Genomic DNA, 19,723 nt, shown 5'->3' with positions numbered 1-19,723 from the left:
AATCCCCAAATAAAGTGCGGCCTGAACCGGGGGTCAGGCCGCATCTTGTGGTTGCCGTCACGGACCCAGGCAGGATCAATATCGGAATTGCGATACCAGTTTGCGCAATTTGTCGCCGGTACTGGCCAGATCGCGGGTGGTGCTGTTGGATTCCACCGCCGCGCTGGTCAGCTCGCTGACAATCTGCTGAATGGCCACCAGGTTCTTGTTGATCTCCTCGGAGACCGCGTGCTGCTCCTCGGCGGCGGTGGCGATCTGGATGTTCATGTCGTTGATGGTACTGACCGCCATCACCATGCTGTCGAGGGAGCTGGCGATATGGCTCGCCTCCTGCACCGTCTCCTGGCTGCGATCCTCGCTCGCCTGCATCACCTCCACCGCCTGCTTCACCCCGCCCTGCAGACGTTGCAGCATCTCGTTGATCTCTTTGGTGCTCTGTTGGGTACGGCCGGCCAGCGAACGCACTTCGTCCGCCACCACCGCAAAGCCCCGCCCCTGCTCACCGGCACGGGCCGCCTCAATAGCGGCGTTCAGCGCCAGCAGGTTGGTCTGCTCGGCAATGCCGCGAATGACCTCCACCACAGAGCCAATCTTGGCGGTCTCTTGCGCCAATTGCTCGATAACGCCGGAGGCGGTATGTACCTCCCCCACCAGCCGGTTGATACTGTTGATGGCCCCGCTCACCACACCTCGGGCGGCGTCCGATTCACGGGCCGCATCGCTGGTTGCCGTCGCGGCATTGGAGGCACTGGCCGCCACCTCCTGCGCGGTGGAGCTCATTTCGGTCACCGCTGTGACCACCTGATCGGTCTCGCGGCTGTGGCCCTGCATCTGATGGTCATAGTGCTCGCTCAGATGGTGCAACTTGTCGACCGCGCTAAAGAGGTGGTTGCTGGTCTCGCCCACCTGACTTACCACCGACTGGATCCGCTCGACAAAGCGGTTGAAAGCGCTGGCCAGCTGGCCAATCTCGTCCTGACTCTGCACCTTGAGACGCTGGGTCAGATCCCCGTCGCCGTTGGCAATATCGTTCAATGCCAGCACCGCATCCGCCAACGGCTTGGTGACCCGGTTGCCCACAATGACGGTCGCCGCCAGGGTGATACCCAGGATCAGCAGGATCACCAGCACACTGCTCTGCAACGAGGCATGCATGTTGCTCTCGCGCTCTGCCCGCAAGGCCGCAAGTTCGTTGTCGATATCATCGATATAAAAACCGGTACCAATAGCCCACTGGTATTTGTCCAGCACCAGAGTAAAGGCCAGCTTGGGGGCATCGCGACTGATGGAGGGCTTGGCCGTCCAGTATTCGGTAAAACCATCCCCCTGACGGGCCGACTTGAGGATCTCCTGGATCAGCAACTTGCCCTTGGCATCCTTGTCGTTCCAGCGGTTTTTCCCCTCCAGCTCGGTACGCACCGGCAACAGTATGGTGTTGCCCTCGAAGTCATAGACAAAGAAGTAGCCGTCACTGCTGTAACGCAGCGGCCTGAGCAACTCTTTGACCTTTTGACGATTTTCCGGAGAATCCGGCAGGGAATACACGGCATCGACGGCGGTTTTGGCCATCATGATGTAACTGCTGAGCAGCGCTTTACGCTCCTTGATGGCATTTTCCCTCGCCACCACCAGATCAGACTCCAGATCGCGCTTGGAGACCATGTAGTTACTGAGATTGACCACCAGGGCCATCAGCAGCACGGGTACTGCACCCAGTAACAGGATTTTCTGCTTTAGCGTCATCTTTCACATCCTTGCAGCTGTTTTTATTGGAATTCCTTGCTTACTCATCAGTATAGGTGCTGGCAGGGCGAGCCCAGCTTTCGTTACAATTCCCTTAAACAAATCGGCCAGAACGTAAAAATCATGAATCTTTGTCCTTGCGGCTCAACCCTTTCTCTCGAATTGTGCTGTGGCTCACGTCACAGTGGCGCTGTGGCTGACACCCCGGAACAGCTGATGCGCTCGCGCTACAGCGCTTTTGTGCTTGGTCTGGGGGAGTATCTGGTCCATAGCTGGCACCCGGCCCACCTTGGCGGCCTCACCGCCGAAGAGCTTTCACGCATCGACACCCGCTGGGATGGTCTCGAGATCATCGCCAGCCAGGGTGGCCCGGAGGATGAAACCGGGATGGTGGAGTTCAAAGCCTGGTTTCTGGAAGGGGATGAGCGTCACTGCCTCCATGAGCGTTCTCGCTTCGTGCGTTATCAGGGGCGCTGGGTCTACACCGAGGGAGAGCAGGATCCAGCCCCCCTCAAGGCAGGACGCAACGATCCCTGCCCCTGTGGCAGCGGCAAAAAGCACAAGAAGTGCTGCGGCTGACGCATCACACCCCCACCAGACTCGTCAAACAGTGACAAGGGGCATCCGATGCCCCTTTTTTGTGCCTGTTATTCGCCAACAGCCTACAAACCGATGCGATAACAAGCGTGACAAATGTCACATAATGCTCATTAACGCGCGAGCAAATGAGCGTTTGCGAACGCAAATTTGGCCCATATCAAACATTTCCACTCAGAAGTAGGCCACACTGGCCTCATCTGGAAGAGATGAGACGGGCAACAATGAAAAGAATAACTACACAAGTCGTCATCATAGGCGGCGGTGCCACAGGGGCCGGCATCATGCGCGATTGCGCACTGCGCGGCATCGACTGCATCCTGCTCGAGCGCGATGATATCGCCGCCGGCACCACCGGCCGCAACCACGGCCTGCTCCACTCCGGTGCCCGCTACGCGGTAACGGATCAGGAGTCCGCCCGCGAATGCATCCAGGAAAACCGCATCCTCAAGCGGATTGCCAGCCACTGTGTCGAGGACACGGGCGGCCTCTTCCTCACCCTGCCGGAAGATGACATCAATTTCCAACGCACCTTTATGGATGCCTGCGCCCTGGCCGGTATCGAAACTCGCCAACTTGATCCCCGCGAAGCGCTGCTGCTCGAGCCCAATGCCAACCCGGCGATGATCGGCGCCATCCATGTGCCGGATGGCACGGTCGACCCGTTCCGCCTTGCTGCTGCCAACGTGCTGGACGCCAAAGAGCACGGCGCGCGCATCTTTACCCACTGCAAGGTGCTGGGGCTCTTGCGCACGCAAGATCGGGTGCACGGGGTCAAGGCCATCAACACCCGCACCTGCGAAGCGTTCGAGGTGGAGTGTCAGGAGGTGATCAACGCCGCCGGCATCTGGGGCCAGCAAATTTGCGAATACGCCGATCTCGGCATCCGCATGTTCCCGGCCAAGGGCTCCCTGCTCATCATGGATTACCGCATCAACCAGCTGGTGCTCAACCGCGCCCGCAAACCGGCGGATGCGGACATTCTGGTGCCGGGCGATACCATCTCCCTCATCGGCACCACCTCCAGTCGCATCGATTACAACAAGATTGACCAGCTCACCGTCGAACCCGAAGAGGTCGAAGTGTTGCTGCGCGAGGGGATCAAGCTCGCTCCCATCATGGCCCGCACCCGTCTGCTGCGCGCCTACGCCGGGGTGCGCCCGCTGGTGGCGGTGGACGGTGACGACACCGGCCGCAACATCAGCCGCGGTATCGTGCTGCTCGATCACGCCGAGCGGGATGGTCTCAAGGGCTTCAACACCATCACCGGCGGCAAGCTGATGACCTACCGCCTGATGGCTGAGTGGGCCACCGATCTGCTGGCCAAGAAACTCGGTAACAGCAAGCCCTGCCAGACCGCCGAACTGAGCCTGCCCGGCTCGCGGGATCCGGAAAAGGTCTCCGCCCCCGGTCTCTCGGTGCCGGTCGAAGGCTCAGCCCAATACCGCCACGGCGAGCGGGTCATCGCCTTCTTCCGTGACAATCCCAAGGCCAACGCCCTGATCTGCGAGTGCGAAATGGTCACTGCGGGCGAAATCGAATACGCCCTGCGCGAGCTGGATGTGGACAACCTCATCGATCTGCGCCGCCGCACCCGTCTGGGAATGGGGCCCTGTCAGGGCGAGCTGTGTGCCTACCGCGCCGCCGGCCTGATGCAGGAGTATGGCAAGGCGGACGGTCGTCAGGCCTGCGTCATGCTGCGCCAGTTCCTGGAAGAGCGCTACAAGGGAACCCGCCCCGTCCTGTGGGGTGATGCCCTGCGCGAGGCCGAGTTCACCTACTGGATCTACGAAGGGCTGTTTGGCTTGGGGGAATGGACGGCGCCACAGCTGGTCGCCGATACCCCACGCGACCCAACCAGCGAGACCACTCACAAGGAGAGCCGTCATGAAGTTTGACAATATCGTTATCGGCGGTGGCATGGCGGGACTCTCGGCTGCCCTGCGGCTGGTGGAGGCGGGCCAGAAGACTCTGCTGATGGCCTCCGGCCAGAGTGCCCTGCACTTCTCCTCCGGCTCAGTCGATCTGCTCGAAAGCGAGGGAGATCCCCGCGCGACGCTGCCTGCATTTATGGCAGCCCATCCGGATCACCCCTACAGCAAAGTCGGAATGCAAAATATCGAAGCGAGCCTGGCCGATCTGCAGCGCCACTGCGCCGAACAGGGATTGCCTCTAGTGCGCCACGACACCAATCACCAGCGCCTGACCCCCATCGGCACCCTCAAGCGTACCTGGCTCTCCCCCGATACCTGTGCCTGCGTGACCGATGCGCCGATCCCGGACGTGCTGCTGCTGGCCACCCTCGAGGGCTTTCGTGACTTTCATCCGGCACTGGCGGCCGCCAATCTGGCGACCCATCCGCGCTTTGCCCACTGCCGCATTCTGACTGGCGAAATCCGCCTGCCCCAGCTGGCGGAATTCAGCCGCAATCCCCACGAGTTTCGCTCAGCCGATATCGCGCGCCTGTGTGACAAGCATCATCTGGTGGCCGATCTGGCCCGCGAGATCAGCCGCATGGTGCAGGAGAGCGGCGTACCCGGCTGCCGCCATATCGTGCTGCCCGCCTGCCTGTCGTTGGGGCTGGTAGGCCCGCGTCTGGCGGAGCTGGAACAGCGTACCGGCTGCACCATCAAGGAGGTGGCCACCATGCCGCCGTCTCTGATCGGAATGAGAATGCAGGAGGCGCTCAAGCGCCGCTTTATGGCCCTTGGCGGCACCTTCCTCACCAGCGAGCGGGTGCTGGGCGCCCGCTACGACGGTGACCGGGTGGTCGGCGTACATACCCAGAATGGCGATGATCAGCTGTTCGAGGCGGACAACTTCGTGCTCGCCTCCGGCAGCTTCTTCAGCCGTGGGCTGGAGTCCCGTCTGCGTGGCATTCGCGAGCCCATCTTCGATGCCGATGTGCTGAGTCTGGAGGAGCGTGACGCCTGGGCCGGTCGCCGCCTGTTCGACCATCACCCTTTCATGGGCTTCGGGGTCAAGACCGACAACAAACTCAGAGTGCTGCGTGGCGGCAAACCGCTCACCAACCTCTATGGCGCTGGCAGTGTCTTGGCCCATTACGACCCCATTAAAGAGGGCTCAGGCTCCGGCGTTGCCGTTGCCACCGGCTGGCAGGCTGCCGGCCATATTCTGGGCGCGGCCCAATGATTACTACGTCCCATATCCCGTGTCTTCATCATCGCCGGGAGGAGAACTGACATGCTACTGGATCACGCCAACCAAACTTTCGATCAGTGCATCAAATGCACCGTCTGTACCGCCTACTGCCCGGTGGCCAAGGCCAACCCCGCCTACCCCGGCCCGAAACAGGCGGGCCCGGATGGGGAGCGGCTGCGCATCAAGAGCCCCGAGCTGTTCGATAGCGCCCTCAAACACTGCACCAACTGCAAGCGCTGCGAAGTAGCCTGCCCGAGCGGGGTGCGCATCGGTGACATCATTGCCAAGGCCAAGCATCAGTACAGCGGTTTCAAACCGGGGATCCGCGAGTTCGTGCTCTCCCACACCGATCTGATGGGCAGCATGTCTACCCTGATGGCGCCGGTGGTCAACTTCACCACCGGCCTCAAGCCGATGAAGCTGGTGCTGGACAAGGCGCTGGGGGTCTCATCCCACCGCGATCTGCCCAAATACTCCCAGGGCACCTTCCGCGGCTGGTACAAGAAGCAAAAAGAATCTCAGGCCCGCTTTGCGCGGCAGATCGCCTACTTCCACGGCTGCTATGTCAACTACAACCACCCGCAGCTTGGCAAGGAGCTGGTACAGGTGCTCAACGCCATGAACATCGGCGTGCAGTTGCTGGAGCGGGAGAAGTGCTGCGGCGTGCCGCTGATTGCCAACGGCTTCATGGACAAGGCCAAGCAACAGGCGGCCTTCAACATCAAGCAGATGGAGGACTCCCTGCTGGGCAACGAGATGCCGCTGCTGGCCACCTCCTCCACCTGCGGCTTCACCCTGCGGGACGAATACCCCCACCTGCTGGAGCAGGATAACCACAAGGTGCGGGATCGCATCTCGCTGGTGACCCGCTTCCTGTGGAACGAGTTCTACAAGGGCAACAAACCGGCGATGAAGCCGCTCAATCTGCACATCGCCTACCACACCCCCTGCCACATGGAGAAGATGGGGGGCGTCATCTACACCCTCGAATTGCTGCGCGCCATTCCCGGAGTCAAGGTGACGGTGCTGGAGTCCCAGTGCTGCGGTATCGCCGGCACCTACGGCTTCAAGTCGGAGAACTACCAGACCAGCCAGACCATCGGCGAGGGGCTATTTGATCAAATCAACCGCCTCTCCCCCGATCTGGTGATCACCGACTGCGAGACCTGCAAATGGCAGATCGAGATGAGCACCAGCTTCCGCTGTGAACATCCGATCCACCTGCTGGCCCAGGCGTTGGCCTGAATCCCCGGCCCTTACGGCCGCATAAAAACAATCCACGCAGAGATAAACAAAGAGCCGGCAATTGCCGGCTCTTCTTTTTTAAGCTTCACGCACGCTATCAGGGGTGCTGGATGATCAGGCTATGTTGATCTTCCAGCATGCTCTGCAGGATATCGTGGGACGAGGTGCTGGTGAGATTCCAGCTGGTTAGATCCACATCCTTCAGGGTGATCTGCTGAGTTATCTGGCCATCACCCGCGGGGGAAACCGAGAGATTCACATCGCTCAGGCCATTGCTCCCCGTGGTCACCGAGGCTGAGAGATGCTTGAGCAGATCATCGACACCATTGCCAGTGACCCCTTGCAGCATATCAGCCAGATCGATCTTGTCCCCCTGTTCCGGATGGAAGTCGGTGATGGTATCGATGGCGGGCTGCCCCTGACTCCCCTCATCCCCGTTCTGCCAGACGAAGAGATCGCTGCCAGCCCCGCCGGTGAGGATGTCGTTGCCATGCCCCCCTAATAGACGGTCATCGCCAGCGGAGCCAAACAGCCAATCCCCCTGATCGGAACCGACCAACTCATTACCACTCTGGCCGTGCACCGTAATGGTCTCAAGGGGCGTGCTGACGGTTGAGCCGCCGACACTCGACTCGGCACTGATCCCCAGCACATGGTCACCGTCGCCAAAACCGCTGAAGTAGAGCAGAACCGAGTGATCGGCCGGGATCAGCCAGTCGCCATTGCCATCGGCATGACCAACGATCTGACCATGCTCGTCCTGCACCTGCGCCCCATCCAGACCGCTGATGCGGATGGAGAGCTCACCGGTTGCCGGATTGACCACGCTGGCATTGATGCCAAGGGGGATAACGGCCCCCTGCAAGGCATGGAACGCATGCTGATCCACCGTCAGACCCGGCATATCCGGCTCGGGAGTGACAGTGATTGTCACCTGATCGGTGTCGCTCAGAGAACCGCCCGCACCACTGTTGCCCTGATCAGAGGTAGTGACGGTAAGGGTATCCTCTCCCCAGAAATCTTTGGCCGGTTCATAGTGCAGGTTGCTTGCCAGCAACTGGTTGAGATCAGCCAGCGACCCCACCAAGGTGATCTCGCTGGTACCCGCCCCCTGCACAATCACGGCACCGGTTGCACCCAGCAAGGTCAGCACACCATGCTCGACCCGCAGCACCATGGAGACAGGCGCACTGCCTGCATCCACATCCTTCACGCTGACGCCAGAGAGCGACAGGGAGCCATCCTCTTTGACCGTCATGCTGCCAGGCAGCTGATTGACCGGCGCATCGTTGACCGGCTGCACCTCGATGGGCAGCACATCGGTATCGCTGAGTGCCCCGCCACTACCCGTGTTCCCCTGATCGTTGGTGACCATGGTCAGAGCGTCATTGCCGTAGAAATCACTGTTGCCCTGATAGGTGACCCCACCAGAGAGCAAGGCATTGAGATCGGCCAGCGTGCCGGTCAGCACCAGCGAACCGGTGCCGTTGCCGACCACCGTCACGCCGCTGCCAGCAGGCAGCGTCAGGGTACCATGCTCCACCGAGAGGGTGATCTTGATGGGGCTGTTGCCCGCATCCACATCTTTCACCTGCAAACCGTGGATAACGAAGGGCTGATCTTCCTGCGCGACTTGAGGGGTCGTTGGCAATACGTTGATTGGCGCATCGTTGACCGGGCTCACCTCCACATGGATGGTGCCATTGACCTCGGGGCCAAGGGTGCCGTTGTCGAGGCTCTGGGCGGTGATCTTGAGATCCAGTGCACCGTTGGCATCATTGGTCACCAGCTCGACCGTACCCAGCTTGCCGCCCTCGGTAGTGACCTGCCAGCGACCGCCACCCAGATCAACAACCGTCCCCGCCACGCCATTTGGCAAGCGGATCTCGGCGCCATCAGGCACCCCTTCGATGGTGACCCGCACCTGCTCTGGCTTGTTCTCATGCACATTACCCGCACTGCCGCCGGTTGGCTGGGTATCCCGGGTCTCCAGCCCCAGATCCAGCGTGATCACATCCCCTTCGGTACCGCTCGCCTGACCCTGAATGTCGGCGATAAGGGCATCCCCCACCGGATTGACGGTGACGGTAAAGCTGCCACTGGTTTCGAGTGGAATGGTGAGCCCCTTGTCGAGGGTAAAGGCGCTCAGCGACAGCTCCACGGTGCCGCTGAAATCAGCTGGCGGGATCAGGGTCAGCTTGGAGAAATCGGTCCCCACCGGGATCTGCCAGACGCCGCCACCATTGTTGACCGCCGGAGCCGACAGGGTGAAGCCATCCGGTACCCCCTTGATCTGCAGCGCGACGATCTGCTCCGAGCCATCGTTATCGATTAGGGTTGCGCCAAATCCGGCAAGGTTGACCGTACCATCCTCGCTCCCGGTGACGCTATGCACCGAGAGCTGGGCCGGATCGTTGACCGGTCTCACCTCAAAGCCGACCTGTCCGCTCCAGCTGCCGCTGTCAGTCACCTGCTGGCCGCCGACCAGCGCGGTATCGACGATATCGACCTTGATGTCGAGCGGTACCTGACCGCTGAAGTGCTCTTTGGGCACAAACACCAAGTCCTTGAGGGCTGCCACATCGTTGACCACCAGGGTGTTGACCGGATTGCCGCTGCCATCGAGGAAGTAACCATATTTCGTATCCACCGTGATGGTGACCCGCTCAACGGTTTCGAGACCGCCGCCCGCGATGGAGGGGCTGATATCGGCCAGTTTCACCGAGAGATCGAGGTGGATCTCGCTATCTTCCAGATTGTCCGGCTGCCCGTCCTGATTGGTGTCCTGCACGGTCAGTGTCAGTTCCGGATGCTCGCCACGACCACCATTCACATCGACTACGGGGGCCACATCGACCCTAACCGTGCTGCTGTCAACCTTGATATCGCCACTGGCGGTATCGGTATTCACCACCTTCACCTCGATATTGAGCGAGCCAGCAAAGTCCTGTGGCAAGCCAAGGGTCAACCCTTCCAGGCCCGCCAGTGACGGCGGCACCTTGATGACGTATTCACCGGTCGAGATATTGTACTCGGCCCCGCTGATGGTGACGCCCGCTGGCAACCCCTTGAGGACAATGGTCACCTCGTCGCTCGCCTGGTCGGCGGCGCCGATATGGATCACGCCTTTGAGCTGCTGACCAAAATCAACCCGGATATCCTCCTTGCCCACCAGCACGGCGTTGTCGTCGATATCGACAGTCGCCGCCGGCGTCTTGGGCGTCACTGGCTGGTTCTCAAATTCGGCACTGGTTTCCAGGCTCACTTTGACATGGGCACTGGCATCGCCATCATCGCCCCTGTCGATCACCATGGCATCGATGCGGATCGGTTCGACCTTGCCGACAAACCCGTCCGGCGCATGCAGCTTGAAGCTGCCGAGGTTGCCCGCCGGCACGATCCAGCTGCCGTTACCGTTGTTGATACCGCCAACCACCACGAACTGATCGCCTGCACCACCATTCAACACCGGCAGGTTGATCACCAGATAGTCGATCTCCTCCACGCTCGAGGGATCGAGGTCGGTAAAGACGAAGCGTCCAGTCAGGTCTATATCAGCACCGCTCTGCCCCACGAGAGCTCCACCGCTCTGGGTCAGCACGCCATCGGGCTCCACCACGGCCTGGATATCGACATGCAGATTGCCATCGATCACCTTCTCGGCCACCGCGCCCGAATCCACATCATGCTGGGTCACGGTGACGTGGCTCTGTATAGTGGTATCCCGATCGCTATCCTCCGGCGCCTTCACCAGCAGCTGGCCCCCGTTGAGCAGGCTGTCGAGCTGGGCAGCAGTCAGGGTGACCTTGCCACTGACCAAGATCAGCTGGCTCTCGACACCGCCGACTCGCAGCCAGATCTGGTAGCCATCCTCCACCCCGGAGAGACTCAGCGCCGTGACTTTCTCGGCGCCGTCAGTAAGGGTCGGATGCCAGTCCAGCACGGTAAACTGATCTTCCAGGCCATGACTGGTCTTGCTGTAGTCGTTGGCGTCAATCTCCGGCTCCACCTTGATATGCAGCGGCACATCGAAGCTCTTGTGGTCGCCATCGTTCTCGGTCACCACCACCTTGGCGATCAGGTTCAAATCCGCCGTGCTGTTATGGGGCGGCTGAATAAGCAGGTTGCCAAAATCGGAGACATCGACCTGATAGGTCGGCTTGCCATGGGCGTCGAGTCCGGCAAAGGTGAGGGTCAGCTCCTTGCCATTGGCATCAAAGACCCGGGCACCTTCCGGCAGCCCTTGCAGCACCACGTTGAGGCTCTCGGAGGTGTCGTGCGGGGTATCGGCCCACTCGCCCGAGGTGAGGGTAAAGTTGAGCGGTGCCCGTCCATCCTCACCCACTGTGGTGGCATAGCCTGTCCCCTCTACCTCCCAGCCGGTATTGCCAAGCTCGAAATGGGGCTGATCCACCACCCCCACCAGATCCACATGAATGGTCTGGGAGCCCGTCTCCTTCTCGTTCACCACGGTATGGGTCTGGCCACTGGCATCGGTCAAGGTCGCCGTGTCTTTCACCACCCCCTTGATGGTCAGGTCGAAATCGACGTTGCTGTTTTTCGGCGGTTGCAGCTTGAGTTCGCCAATCCGATCAAAAGGAACCTCATAGTAACCGGCTATGTTCTGTGCAACGGCGGAACCACCCAGCAACAAGGTTGCACCGTCAGGCAGGCCACTGATGCGGACAAACATCTGCTCGGAGCCATCGAGTTTGTCACCCAGATGAGCAAGGGCAATCTTGCTGCCCAGATCGAGCAGGGTGTCTTCCTTGCCCTGAATGTCACGCACGGTGAGCTTGGCGTCATCGGCCACCGGATTGACATTGATCACCAGATCAATTTTGTCTCCCTGCGCCGTACCCTGACCCTGAGCGATCGGGTTCTTCTCGGTGCTGATCGGCGTCACCGACAGCTTGATGTCACCACTGAAATCCTTGCCCGGAACCACAGTCACCTTGTTGATGTTGCCTACCGAAACGGTGTAGATGCCACTGCTATTTGGCTTGAGCTCGACACCGTTGAGCATCAGGGTTCCCTTGCCCGCTTCCAGCTTGATCTGATAGGTCAACGTCTCGGAGCTGTCGGTGTCAGTCAGGCTCGCCTTGACGTCCAGCTTGATACCCGTGCTGTCTTCATTGGTGTCATAGTGGCGAGTGGTGTTGGCTGTGTCCCACATCGGCTTGTCGGCCACGCCGCGCACTGTCACAGCCAGATCCCCCGTTACAGCCGCAGGTGCCGCCCCTGCGGTGACACCGACCTGCAGTTGCACCTGGAAGTGCAGCGGCTGACCGCCATTGCTCCAGCTCGACCAGTTGCTTGAAGGCACAAAGGTCACCCCCTGAGTGGTGTAGTGAACATTATCACTGGTCACCATGGCCGCTGGCGGCACGATAAACCACTTGCCATCAGCCGTGGTGGTGAGGGCAACCCCGTTGTAATAGAAGGTGCCATGGGCATTGGCAGGCGCCTGGATAAGCAACTGATCCACATGCTCACCGCGATCGAAATCGCCAATATCGAGCTGCATGTTGATAGGGATACCCAGCCTCGGGTCTTGCGCCCCCTGATCTTCGTTACCAATGGCTGCGCTAACGGTAAAACGCACCCCTTCATCCTGCAGATTGAGGGTCAGGGTGCTGTCTGCTCGATCGCCATCGCCATCGACCAGATGGGCTGTCACCACCTGGCTGAGCTGACTTGCATCGTGATTGAAACCGGCCGCAGGATTGAAGGAGTAGGAGCCATCGGCAGAGATGGTCAGGGTTCCCATCACCTGCTTGCCATCGGGGCTCATCACATCTTGTATCAAAGAGCCATTGATGGCGTACGTCTGGCCATTGATGGTAATCGACTCGACGCGGGCACCATCCGCACCTTCATTGGCAGTAGGCAGCAGATCGCCGGTCACGGTACTGCTCCCCTCGCTCAGGGTATGTGCCAGCACAGTGCCGATAGGCATGTCATCTTGTACCGTCACGGTCACACTGACGTTCGGACTGCGATCGCCATCATGATCGGTGACAAACAGCGGCACTTCGATGGTCAACTCATCCTTGCCCTGTGCACCGTGATCAAGCTGGCCAACCAGATGGACGCTGTAACTGCCGTTAACATCGAGGTGGACCCAGAAAACGGGTTTGCCCCCCTCGGCCGTAGCCAGATACCAGCCGGTGCTGTGTGGAGCCAGCGTAACCGCTTTGCCACCCGACATGAGGTGATTGGCCTGATTGAATGCAGCCACATCCAGCTCAAGGGAGGCAACCCGATCCGAACCGGCGGTGATGGTCACCTTGCCACTATCGGTTTCTCCACTCCCTGCAGGTGTGGTCCCCGGATGCTGACCGTTCACTGCATCGAGATCAGACTCCTCGACCCGAACCGGTTCAATGGCGGATATGATTGGGTTGATGCCATCAGTCACCGTGACAGTGGCGGTTCCCTGATTTTTGCTGCCGTCACTGTCTGTGACTTCTACCGGCAGATTCAGTTCCAGCTTGTTGTCTGCCCCGTGATCCAGGTTGGTATGCACCGTCACCTGATAACCTATCTCTGCGCTGGTGTGAGCGGCGATGCTGGCGGGGACGGTCGGGATGGAGACCGTCATCACAACCAGACCGCCACTGGTCACCGCCTGGAAGGTGTGACCATCAGTGCCAACCGCTTTCCAGGTCAGGGTTTCGCCATTATGGGTGATGGGCTTGCCGCTGGTATCCATGACCTGACCGAAGAGGGTCAGCCGCACATCTGTCACCGGATCCGAGTCGGCCTTGATGGTGATCTTTCCGCTCGTCTGCTGGTCATCAGTGGCAGAATTGGCGCCATCGAAGCGCCCTTCATTGAGGGTTACATCGGTCAGGGTCAGGGTCGGTTTTTCCCCTTCCCCAATCTGGATATTGAGGGTGCCGCTGGTGCTGTCGTTGTTGCCGCCCGCCTTGTCGTAGTCGTTGACGATCACCTTGATGGGCAGCTCGATCACGGCGTTGGCGCCCTGATGAAGCCCCTGATAAAGGGTGACCTGATAGTCAAACCCGTTCTTGCCCGCCTGATCGAGGCTGCCAACCAGCTTGACCTCGAACACCTCGACCCGCTGGCCATCCACCATCACATAGCCCTTGAGCAGCTGGCTGCCGGGGATCTGCGGGTCACCATCCACCAGCTCGTACTGCACCGGTTTACCCAATGCGGTCAGCGCAGGCTGTTCGCTGCCATCGGCAAAGGCCACCTCGACCACCCGATCCGACCCGGCTTGCACATCGAAGTGACCGGTTTGGCTCAGGCTGTTGCTGCCGGTGAGGCCCCCCTCATCCAGGGACACGCCTTTGCCCGGAATAAAGCTCGGCGCCTTGCCGTCCGCAATGGTGAGCGGCAGCGTGGTACCGATGCGATCGCCATCCTTATCGGCCAGGGTGACGGCCAGCGGCAGGTTGAGGGATTCACTCCCCTTGTGATCCAGCTCGCCGCTCAGGGTGACCTTGGCGGTGACGCTCCAGTTACCGTTGTTATCGACCAGGCTGAGCTCGGCGCGCAGCACCACCTGGCCACCGGCGGTTCCGACCAGCTGGCCGGTTGCGGGATCAACAGCGAAAGTGACCGGGTTACCGTGGCTGGTGAGTCCGGTCAGGGTGCTCTGAATAGCGGCGATATCAAAGCCGAGGGATGCTGGGTCAAGGGCATCACTGCCGTGCGCGACCGAGAAACTCATGGTGCTGACGGCAGCCGTCTCCCCTTGCGCCATCTCGGTGATGGTGGTACCGGTCACGGCAGAGATGGTCGGATTGGCACCATCACCCACCGCCACGGTAATAGTGGAGGAGACCTTGTCACCATCGCTGTCGAGCAGGGTAAAGCCCGCCTTGAGCAGGCTGTCGGCACTGCCCTGATCCAGCGGTTGATGGAGGGTAAAGCTGTATTTGCCATCGTTACCGAGGGTCAGCTCAAACACCAGCTTGCCATCTGGGGTACGTCCCTCGATACGATGATCGGCCACCGCGATGGTCACGGCCTGCTTGCCCGAGGTGAACCCTTGCAGCCCCGGCTGATTGGCATCGAAAGTGATGCTGGCCAGCGGATCGCTGCCAGCCGTGATAGTCAGATCACCGTCAAGGGTCTGGCCTTGCTGCCAGTTGCTATCTTCGGTGAGCGTGAGGGAGACAGGGTCTACCTGCGGCAAGGCACCATCGGTAATGGTGATATTGAGGGTGCCGAGGTTGCTCTTGTCGCCGTCAAAATCTGAACCCTGTACCTTCAGGCCAAGGTTGAGGCTGTTGGTCGCTTCCGGCTCGTCAAACACGCCGGTCAGGGAGACGTTGTATTTGCCATCCAGTCCGATGGTAACGGTGAGGATTGCCTTGCCCTGCCAATCCTTGACGATCAGTTGGTTGTCTTTAACCTCGTAAGTCGTCGCCTTGCCCTGGCTGGTGAGCCCCGCCAACGCTGGCTGGCTCGCCTCAAAGTTGAGGGAGACCAGACGATCGCTGCCCACCGTCACCGGCAGCTGACCATCGATGCTCTGGTTGCCCCCCTCTTGCAGCGAGACGCCCTTGTCGATGCCCAATGCGGGATCACTGCCATCATTGACGGTCAGGGTCAGGTTGGCGTTGGTGCTGTCGCCATCGATCTCGTTGGCGCTTACCTGCAAACCGAGGGAAAGCGTGTCGCTGCCCTGATGATCGAGCGGGCCGGTGAGGGTGACCACCACCCGCCCAGCCAGATCGCTGCCCTGCTGCTGCGCATTCAATTCGGCGCGCAGCACCTCCACCCGTTGGCCACTGCCATCCAGGTAGTAACCCACCAAGGTGCGATCATCGGCAAATTCAAAGGTCAGCGGATGACCATCGCTGGCAAGACCCGAGCCGTTGAGGGTAGTCAGGGTACTGTTCTGATTACTGAACACCAGCGAATCCACCAGCAGAGGATCGGCGGTGTGTTTGACCACAAAGCTGCTCTCGCCCACCACGGCGGCGCCGTTGGTAAAGGCATCTTCGGTCAGAGGAATGGCCGGGATCTCGAAACTGGGCGGATTGCTGTCCACCAGATTGATCACCAGCGGCGCCTTCACCAGATCGCCGTCGCTGTCGCGATATTCGAGGTTGAACGGCAGGCGCAACGCGTCCTGACCGTGATCCAGGCTCTGACTCCAGACGATGCGGTAACTTCCGTCATTGTTGAGGGTCAGGGTGAAGACAGTCGCCCCACCAGCACTGGCGGTCAAGGTCTGACCGTTGATGGTGTAGCCAAGGGGCGCGCCATGGCTGACGAGCCCCAGCCCTTCCAAGGCACTCTGATCAGCGGCGAACTGGACTTGCAGATTGCCATCCTGACCGGCACCGGTATTGAGGCTACCGGTCGCGGTGATCGGGCCACCGGCCAATCCGGCTTCGGAGAGCGTCAGGGTCTCACTCTGACCGATAAACGGTGCCCCATCGCTGGCGCTGTTGCCCGCCAGATCGGTGACACTGGCACGCACTTCAAAGGATTGATTGATACCGGAGAGATCAAGACCTGATACCTGCCAGCGGCCATCGGCCCCGACCTGTGCCGAGGTGGTCAACAGCGGCTGGCCATTGCTGTCGACTAGTGTGATGGTGACACTCTGACCCGCCTCCACATTGCTGGTGGAGCCGCTCAGGGTGGCGCTGCTGTTGCCAAACAGGGCTGCGGTATCGAGATCATCGATATCGATAAAGGCCTGGGTATCGACATTGATAACGAGGGTATCGCTGGCGCGGTTGCCGGCAATATCCACTGAATTGACCTGAAACTGGTACTGGCCATCGGCCAGGGTTTGCGGCAACGGATACTGCCAGTTACCGGCGGCATCCACCGTCAGGACGGTTAGCACGCTGCCGCCAAGGCTCAGGGTTACGGTGGCGCCGGGCTCCCCCTTCCCTTGCAGCAGCGGGGTATTGTCGCGGGTCAGATCATCGATCTGGCTGGCGCCGGTGTCGCTCTCATCGGCGAGATCGAGGGTAATGGTGGTGATGGTATCGAGCAGAGTCTGTCCGGTATCGCTGGCGTTGTTGCCCGCCTGATCCTGGGTATTGGCCACAATCTGCAACGGGCCATCCACCAGCTTGCCGGTCACATCGCCAAAATTGGCTTCCCACACCAAGCCGGGCAGTACCACAGTCGTCACCGTCAATGAATTGCCCGCCTGATCGATAAGGGTGACTGTGATCGGCTGGCCCACCTCCACATCATCCACCACACCACGAATGATGACGCCAGCCGCTTCATCGGCGTTGATAATGTTGTCGCTGGTTTGGGGCTCGGTGATGGTGATGGCAGCAAAGAAATCACGCTCTTCGGAAAACAGCAGCTCATCGCCGACAGGTTGCACCGCATGGTCGGTATCAAAACCGGCCTCGGCCAGGGTGGCGTCATTGGTACGATCGACCACCACAAAACCACCCGAGCTGGAACCGGCTACACCACCGATATTACCCGCAGCGGCTGCGTTACCGGCAGCGGTCTCCTGGAACAATTCGGTCGGGTCAATACCCTGACGGATCGCCTCTTGCAACGAGGCCAGTTCCGGATCGGTCGGTTGTCCATCAGCAGCAGGCGTCACGGGCTCAGGTTTGGCGGCCATATCTTGCTCACCAGCAGGATCACTGCCCGGCTCGGCTAGTTGAAAGTGGCCCCCTTGGGCAGTTTGCAGGCGGTCCCCCGGCTGCAATGCCATCCCCACCTTTGCTCGTATGACAGATCCATCTGCACTGATGACAAACACGGAGCCCTCGAGTTGGGAGATCACCGTGGACTTTTCAATTTGCAACTCAGCCATACAACCTCCAGCAAAACCTTAACCACCAACATCAGTACCTACAGGGTACTTGTCTGTTCAATAATCATACCGCACCAGACTAAGTGGGTCTTTTCGCTATTTTCGACAATGATTGCAATAAAATGGCCATAACTTACAAGATTGTGCATCTAACAGGCCCTTTTTAATAAAATGAGATTTGTATGAACCCAACCCCATCACCTTTATTAATAGGTCTATCAGACTTCATATGACCATTTCTGTCGTTTGACGATAAATCCACTGCATCTTCAATAAATGGATCATAATCCGAAGGTCAAAAGCTCATACAACAACACCGAAAATTTGCATATTGAGTCAATTATTAGCATAAGTCATTGCCAAAATCTGTGAACAATACGGCAGCAATCAGGATCAGCAGCAAAAAGTGCCAGTATGTAACTGTACCGTTCAAACTCCTGCCATCGAATGCTCTGCAGTTAACAAGAAGTTGAGTTTCCATAAAATTTAATCCAGATCTCATTTCAGCGATCAATCCTGTGCACCAATTGATCTGGCACAACTCTCCCTCCGATAAATCATCATTAAATTTACCTATTTGTTAGGGTAACCCTCGAGCAATCATATATTGCGCGGTTTTATTCACCCGCAAGCGAATGTCTGCCCACCCCGCCCGACGGGGGGAAGATCCACACCAAGATGGAACGGGTCAGACGAGACCAAAACATTTATCTGGGAGTGATAAACGTGGGTTCACAACACAGGCATATCAAACTGGGCCTCGCCACCCTGCTGCTGACTACCAGCCTTGGCACCAGCGGCTGGGCACTGGCTGATGACGCAACCACCAATGGCAAGATAGAGGCGCGCAGCGAGCTGTTCGCCAAGGATCACGCCGATCAGTTCACTAGCTGGCAAGCCACCAGCGAAAGCAGGGAACGCACCGATGCGCTGGCGGAAGATCCCAATATGGTGGTGCTGTGGGGCGGTTACCCCTTCGCCAAGGATTACAACAAGCCACGCGGTCACTTCTATGCCCTGACCGACGTGCGGGAAACCCTGCGTACCGGCGCCCCGAAAACCGCCGAAGATGGCCCGCTGCCCATGGCCTGCTGGAGCTGCAAAGGCCCGGACGTGGCCCGCGTCATCGACGAGAAGGGTGAGGATGGCTACTTCAAAGGGATGTGGGCCAAGGGTGGGCCGGAAGTAGTCAACACCATCGGCTGCGCCGACTGCCACGACACCGCCTCGAAGGAGTTCAAGGCGGGTAAACCTGCCCTGCACCTCTCCCGTCCCTATGCCGATCGGGCCATGACAGCCATCGGCAAGCCGTTCAAGGAGCTGGGGCGCTTTGATCAGCAGTCCCAGGTGTGCGGCCAGTGCCACGTGGAGTATTACTTCAGCGGCCCCACCAAGGCTGTCAAATTCCCCTGGGACAAGGGCACCACTGTGGAGCAGATGGAGGCCTATTACGATGAAATCGGCTTTGCCGACTGGACCCATGCCCTCTCCAAAACCCCCATGCTGAAAGCCCAGCACCCCGAGTACGAAACCTGGCGCGCCGGCATTCACGGCCAGAACAACGTCGCCTGTGTCGATTGCCACATGCCCAAGGTGCAAAACGAGCAGGGCAAGGTCTACACCGATCACAAAGTGGGGAACCCCTTCGATCGTTTCGAGCAGACCTGCCGCAACTGCCACACCCAGAGCAAGGAGATGCTGCAAGGGATCGTCAAGCAGCGCAAAGAGGCGGTGATCGACACCAAGCTGAAGGTCGAGAAGCAGCTGGTACACGCCCACTTTGAAGCCAAGGCGGCCTGGGATGCCGGCGCCACCGAGGCAGAGATGAAGGATATTCTGCAGGACATCCGTCACGCCCAGTGGCGCTGGGACTACGCCATCGCCTCCCACGGGGTGCAGATGCACGCCCCCGAAGTGGCCCTCAAGGTACTTGGCAGCGCGCTGGATAAAGCCGCTGACGCCCGCACCAAGCTGGCGCGCCTGTTGGCCAGCAAGGGGATCAGCCACGAGATCGCCATCCCCGATATCTCCACCAAGGAGAAAGCGCAAGCCGCCCTTGGCATGGACATGAAGCAGTTCAACAGCGACAAGGCCCAGTTCCTCAAGACCACGGTCCCCGCCTGGGATGCCGAGGCTAAAGCGGCCGGACGGCTGGCACAGTAACGGCGCCTGCGGGTCCGGCGCCAAGTC

At 59.7% G+C, this 19,723-nt stretch carries 7 protein-coding genes; 5 read left to right on the top strand and 2 right to left on the bottom strand.

Translation table 11 applies throughout. The annotated features are described in order from the left end of the window. Positions 1-75: 75 nt before the first annotated feature. Positions 76-1,743 (bottom strand): methyl-accepting chemotaxis protein, encoded by a 1,668-nt coding sequence (locus AB5Y67_RS09705; RefSeq protein WP_199428589.1) that lies wholly within the window; start codon positions 1,741-1,743, stop codon positions 76-78. 123 nt (positions 1,744-1,866) lie between these two features. Here AB5Y67_RS09705 and AB5Y67_RS09700 point away from each other — a divergent pair, with 123 nt between their 5' ends. From AB5Y67_RS09700 to glpC, 4 genes are all read left to right on the top strand, one after another. Continuing rightward, entirely contained in the window at positions 1,867-2,322 is a 456-nt protein-coding gene (locus tag AB5Y67_RS09700) for a YchJ family protein (protein ID WP_075115082.1), read from the top strand. Positions 2,323-2,564: 242 nt separating this feature from the next. Then, positions 2,565-4,238: an anaerobic glycerol-3-phosphate dehydrogenase subunit A gene (glpA, locus tag AB5Y67_RS09695; protein WP_199428588.1), complete on the top strand. Its 1,674-nt coding sequence runs from the start codon at positions 2,565-2,567 to the stop codon at positions 4,236-4,238. After that, positions 4,228-5,493 (top strand): glycerol-3-phosphate dehydrogenase subunit GlpB, encoded by a 1,266-nt coding sequence (gene glpB, locus AB5Y67_RS09690; RefSeq protein WP_199428587.1) that lies wholly within the window; start codon positions 4,228-4,230, stop codon positions 5,491-5,493. Before glpA ends, glpB begins: the two co-directional genes overlap by 11 nt. A gap of 51 nt (positions 5,494-5,544) precedes the next feature. Further along, a complete protein-coding gene (gene glpC / locus AB5Y67_RS09685; protein WP_199428586.1) occupies positions 5,545-6,747 on the top strand; it encodes an anaerobic glycerol-3-phosphate dehydrogenase subunit GlpC in 1,203 nt (400 codons plus the stop codon). Positions 6,748-6,844: 97 nt separating this feature from the next. Here the strand turns inward: glpC and AB5Y67_RS09680 are convergent, their stop codons facing one another. Beyond that, a complete protein-coding gene (locus tag AB5Y67_RS09680) occupies positions 6,845-17,533 on the bottom strand; it encodes a retention module-containing protein (protein ID WP_199428585.1) in 10,689 nt (3,562 codons plus the stop codon). Positions 17,534-18,253: 720 nt separating this feature from the next. Between AB5Y67_RS09680 and nrfA the strand changes: the two genes are divergently transcribed. Next, positions 18,254-19,696 carry an ammonia-forming nitrite reductase cytochrome c552 subunit gene (gene nrfA / locus AB5Y67_RS09675; protein ID WP_201941748.1) on the top strand — a complete coding sequence of 481 codons (1,443 nt, stop codon included), beginning with the start codon at positions 18,254-18,256 and terminating at the stop codon, positions 19,694-19,696. Positions 19,697-19,723: the final 27 nt, after the last annotated feature.

It is taken from the genome of Aeromonas sp. s12 (assembly GCF_040907925.1).
In the GTDB taxonomy this organism is placed as follows: Bacteria; Pseudomonadota; Gammaproteobacteria; order Enterobacterales; family Aeromonadaceae; genus Aeromonas; species Aeromonas veronii.
Note: the sequence above shows the minus strand (reverse complement) of the source record. Positions and strands in the feature narration are given on the sequence as shown.

Excerpts from the sequence above, each read along its gene's own strand:
- AB5Y67_RS09705 (WP_199428589.1), bottom strand. The coding sequence starts at position 1,743 with ATGACGCTAAAGCAGAAAATCCTGTTACTGGGTGCAGTACCCGTGCTG.
- AB5Y67_RS09700 (WP_075115082.1), top strand. The coding sequence starts at position 1,867 with ATGAATCTTTGTCCTTGCGGCTCAACCCTTTCTCTCGAATTGTGCTGT.
- glpA (WP_199428588.1), top strand. The coding sequence starts at position 2,565 with ATGAAAAGAATAACTACACAAGTCGTCATCATAGGCGGCGGTGCCACA.
- glpB (WP_199428587.1), top strand. The coding sequence starts at position 4,228 with ATGAAGTTTGACAATATCGTTATCGGCGGTGGCATGGCGGGACTCTCG.
- glpC (WP_199428586.1), top strand. The coding sequence starts at position 5,545 with ATGCTACTGGATCACGCCAACCAAACTTTCGATCAGTGCATCAAATGC.
- AB5Y67_RS09680 (WP_199428585.1), bottom strand. The coding sequence starts at position 17,533 with ATGGCTGAGTTGCAAATTGAAAAGTCCACGGTGATCTCCCAACTCGAG.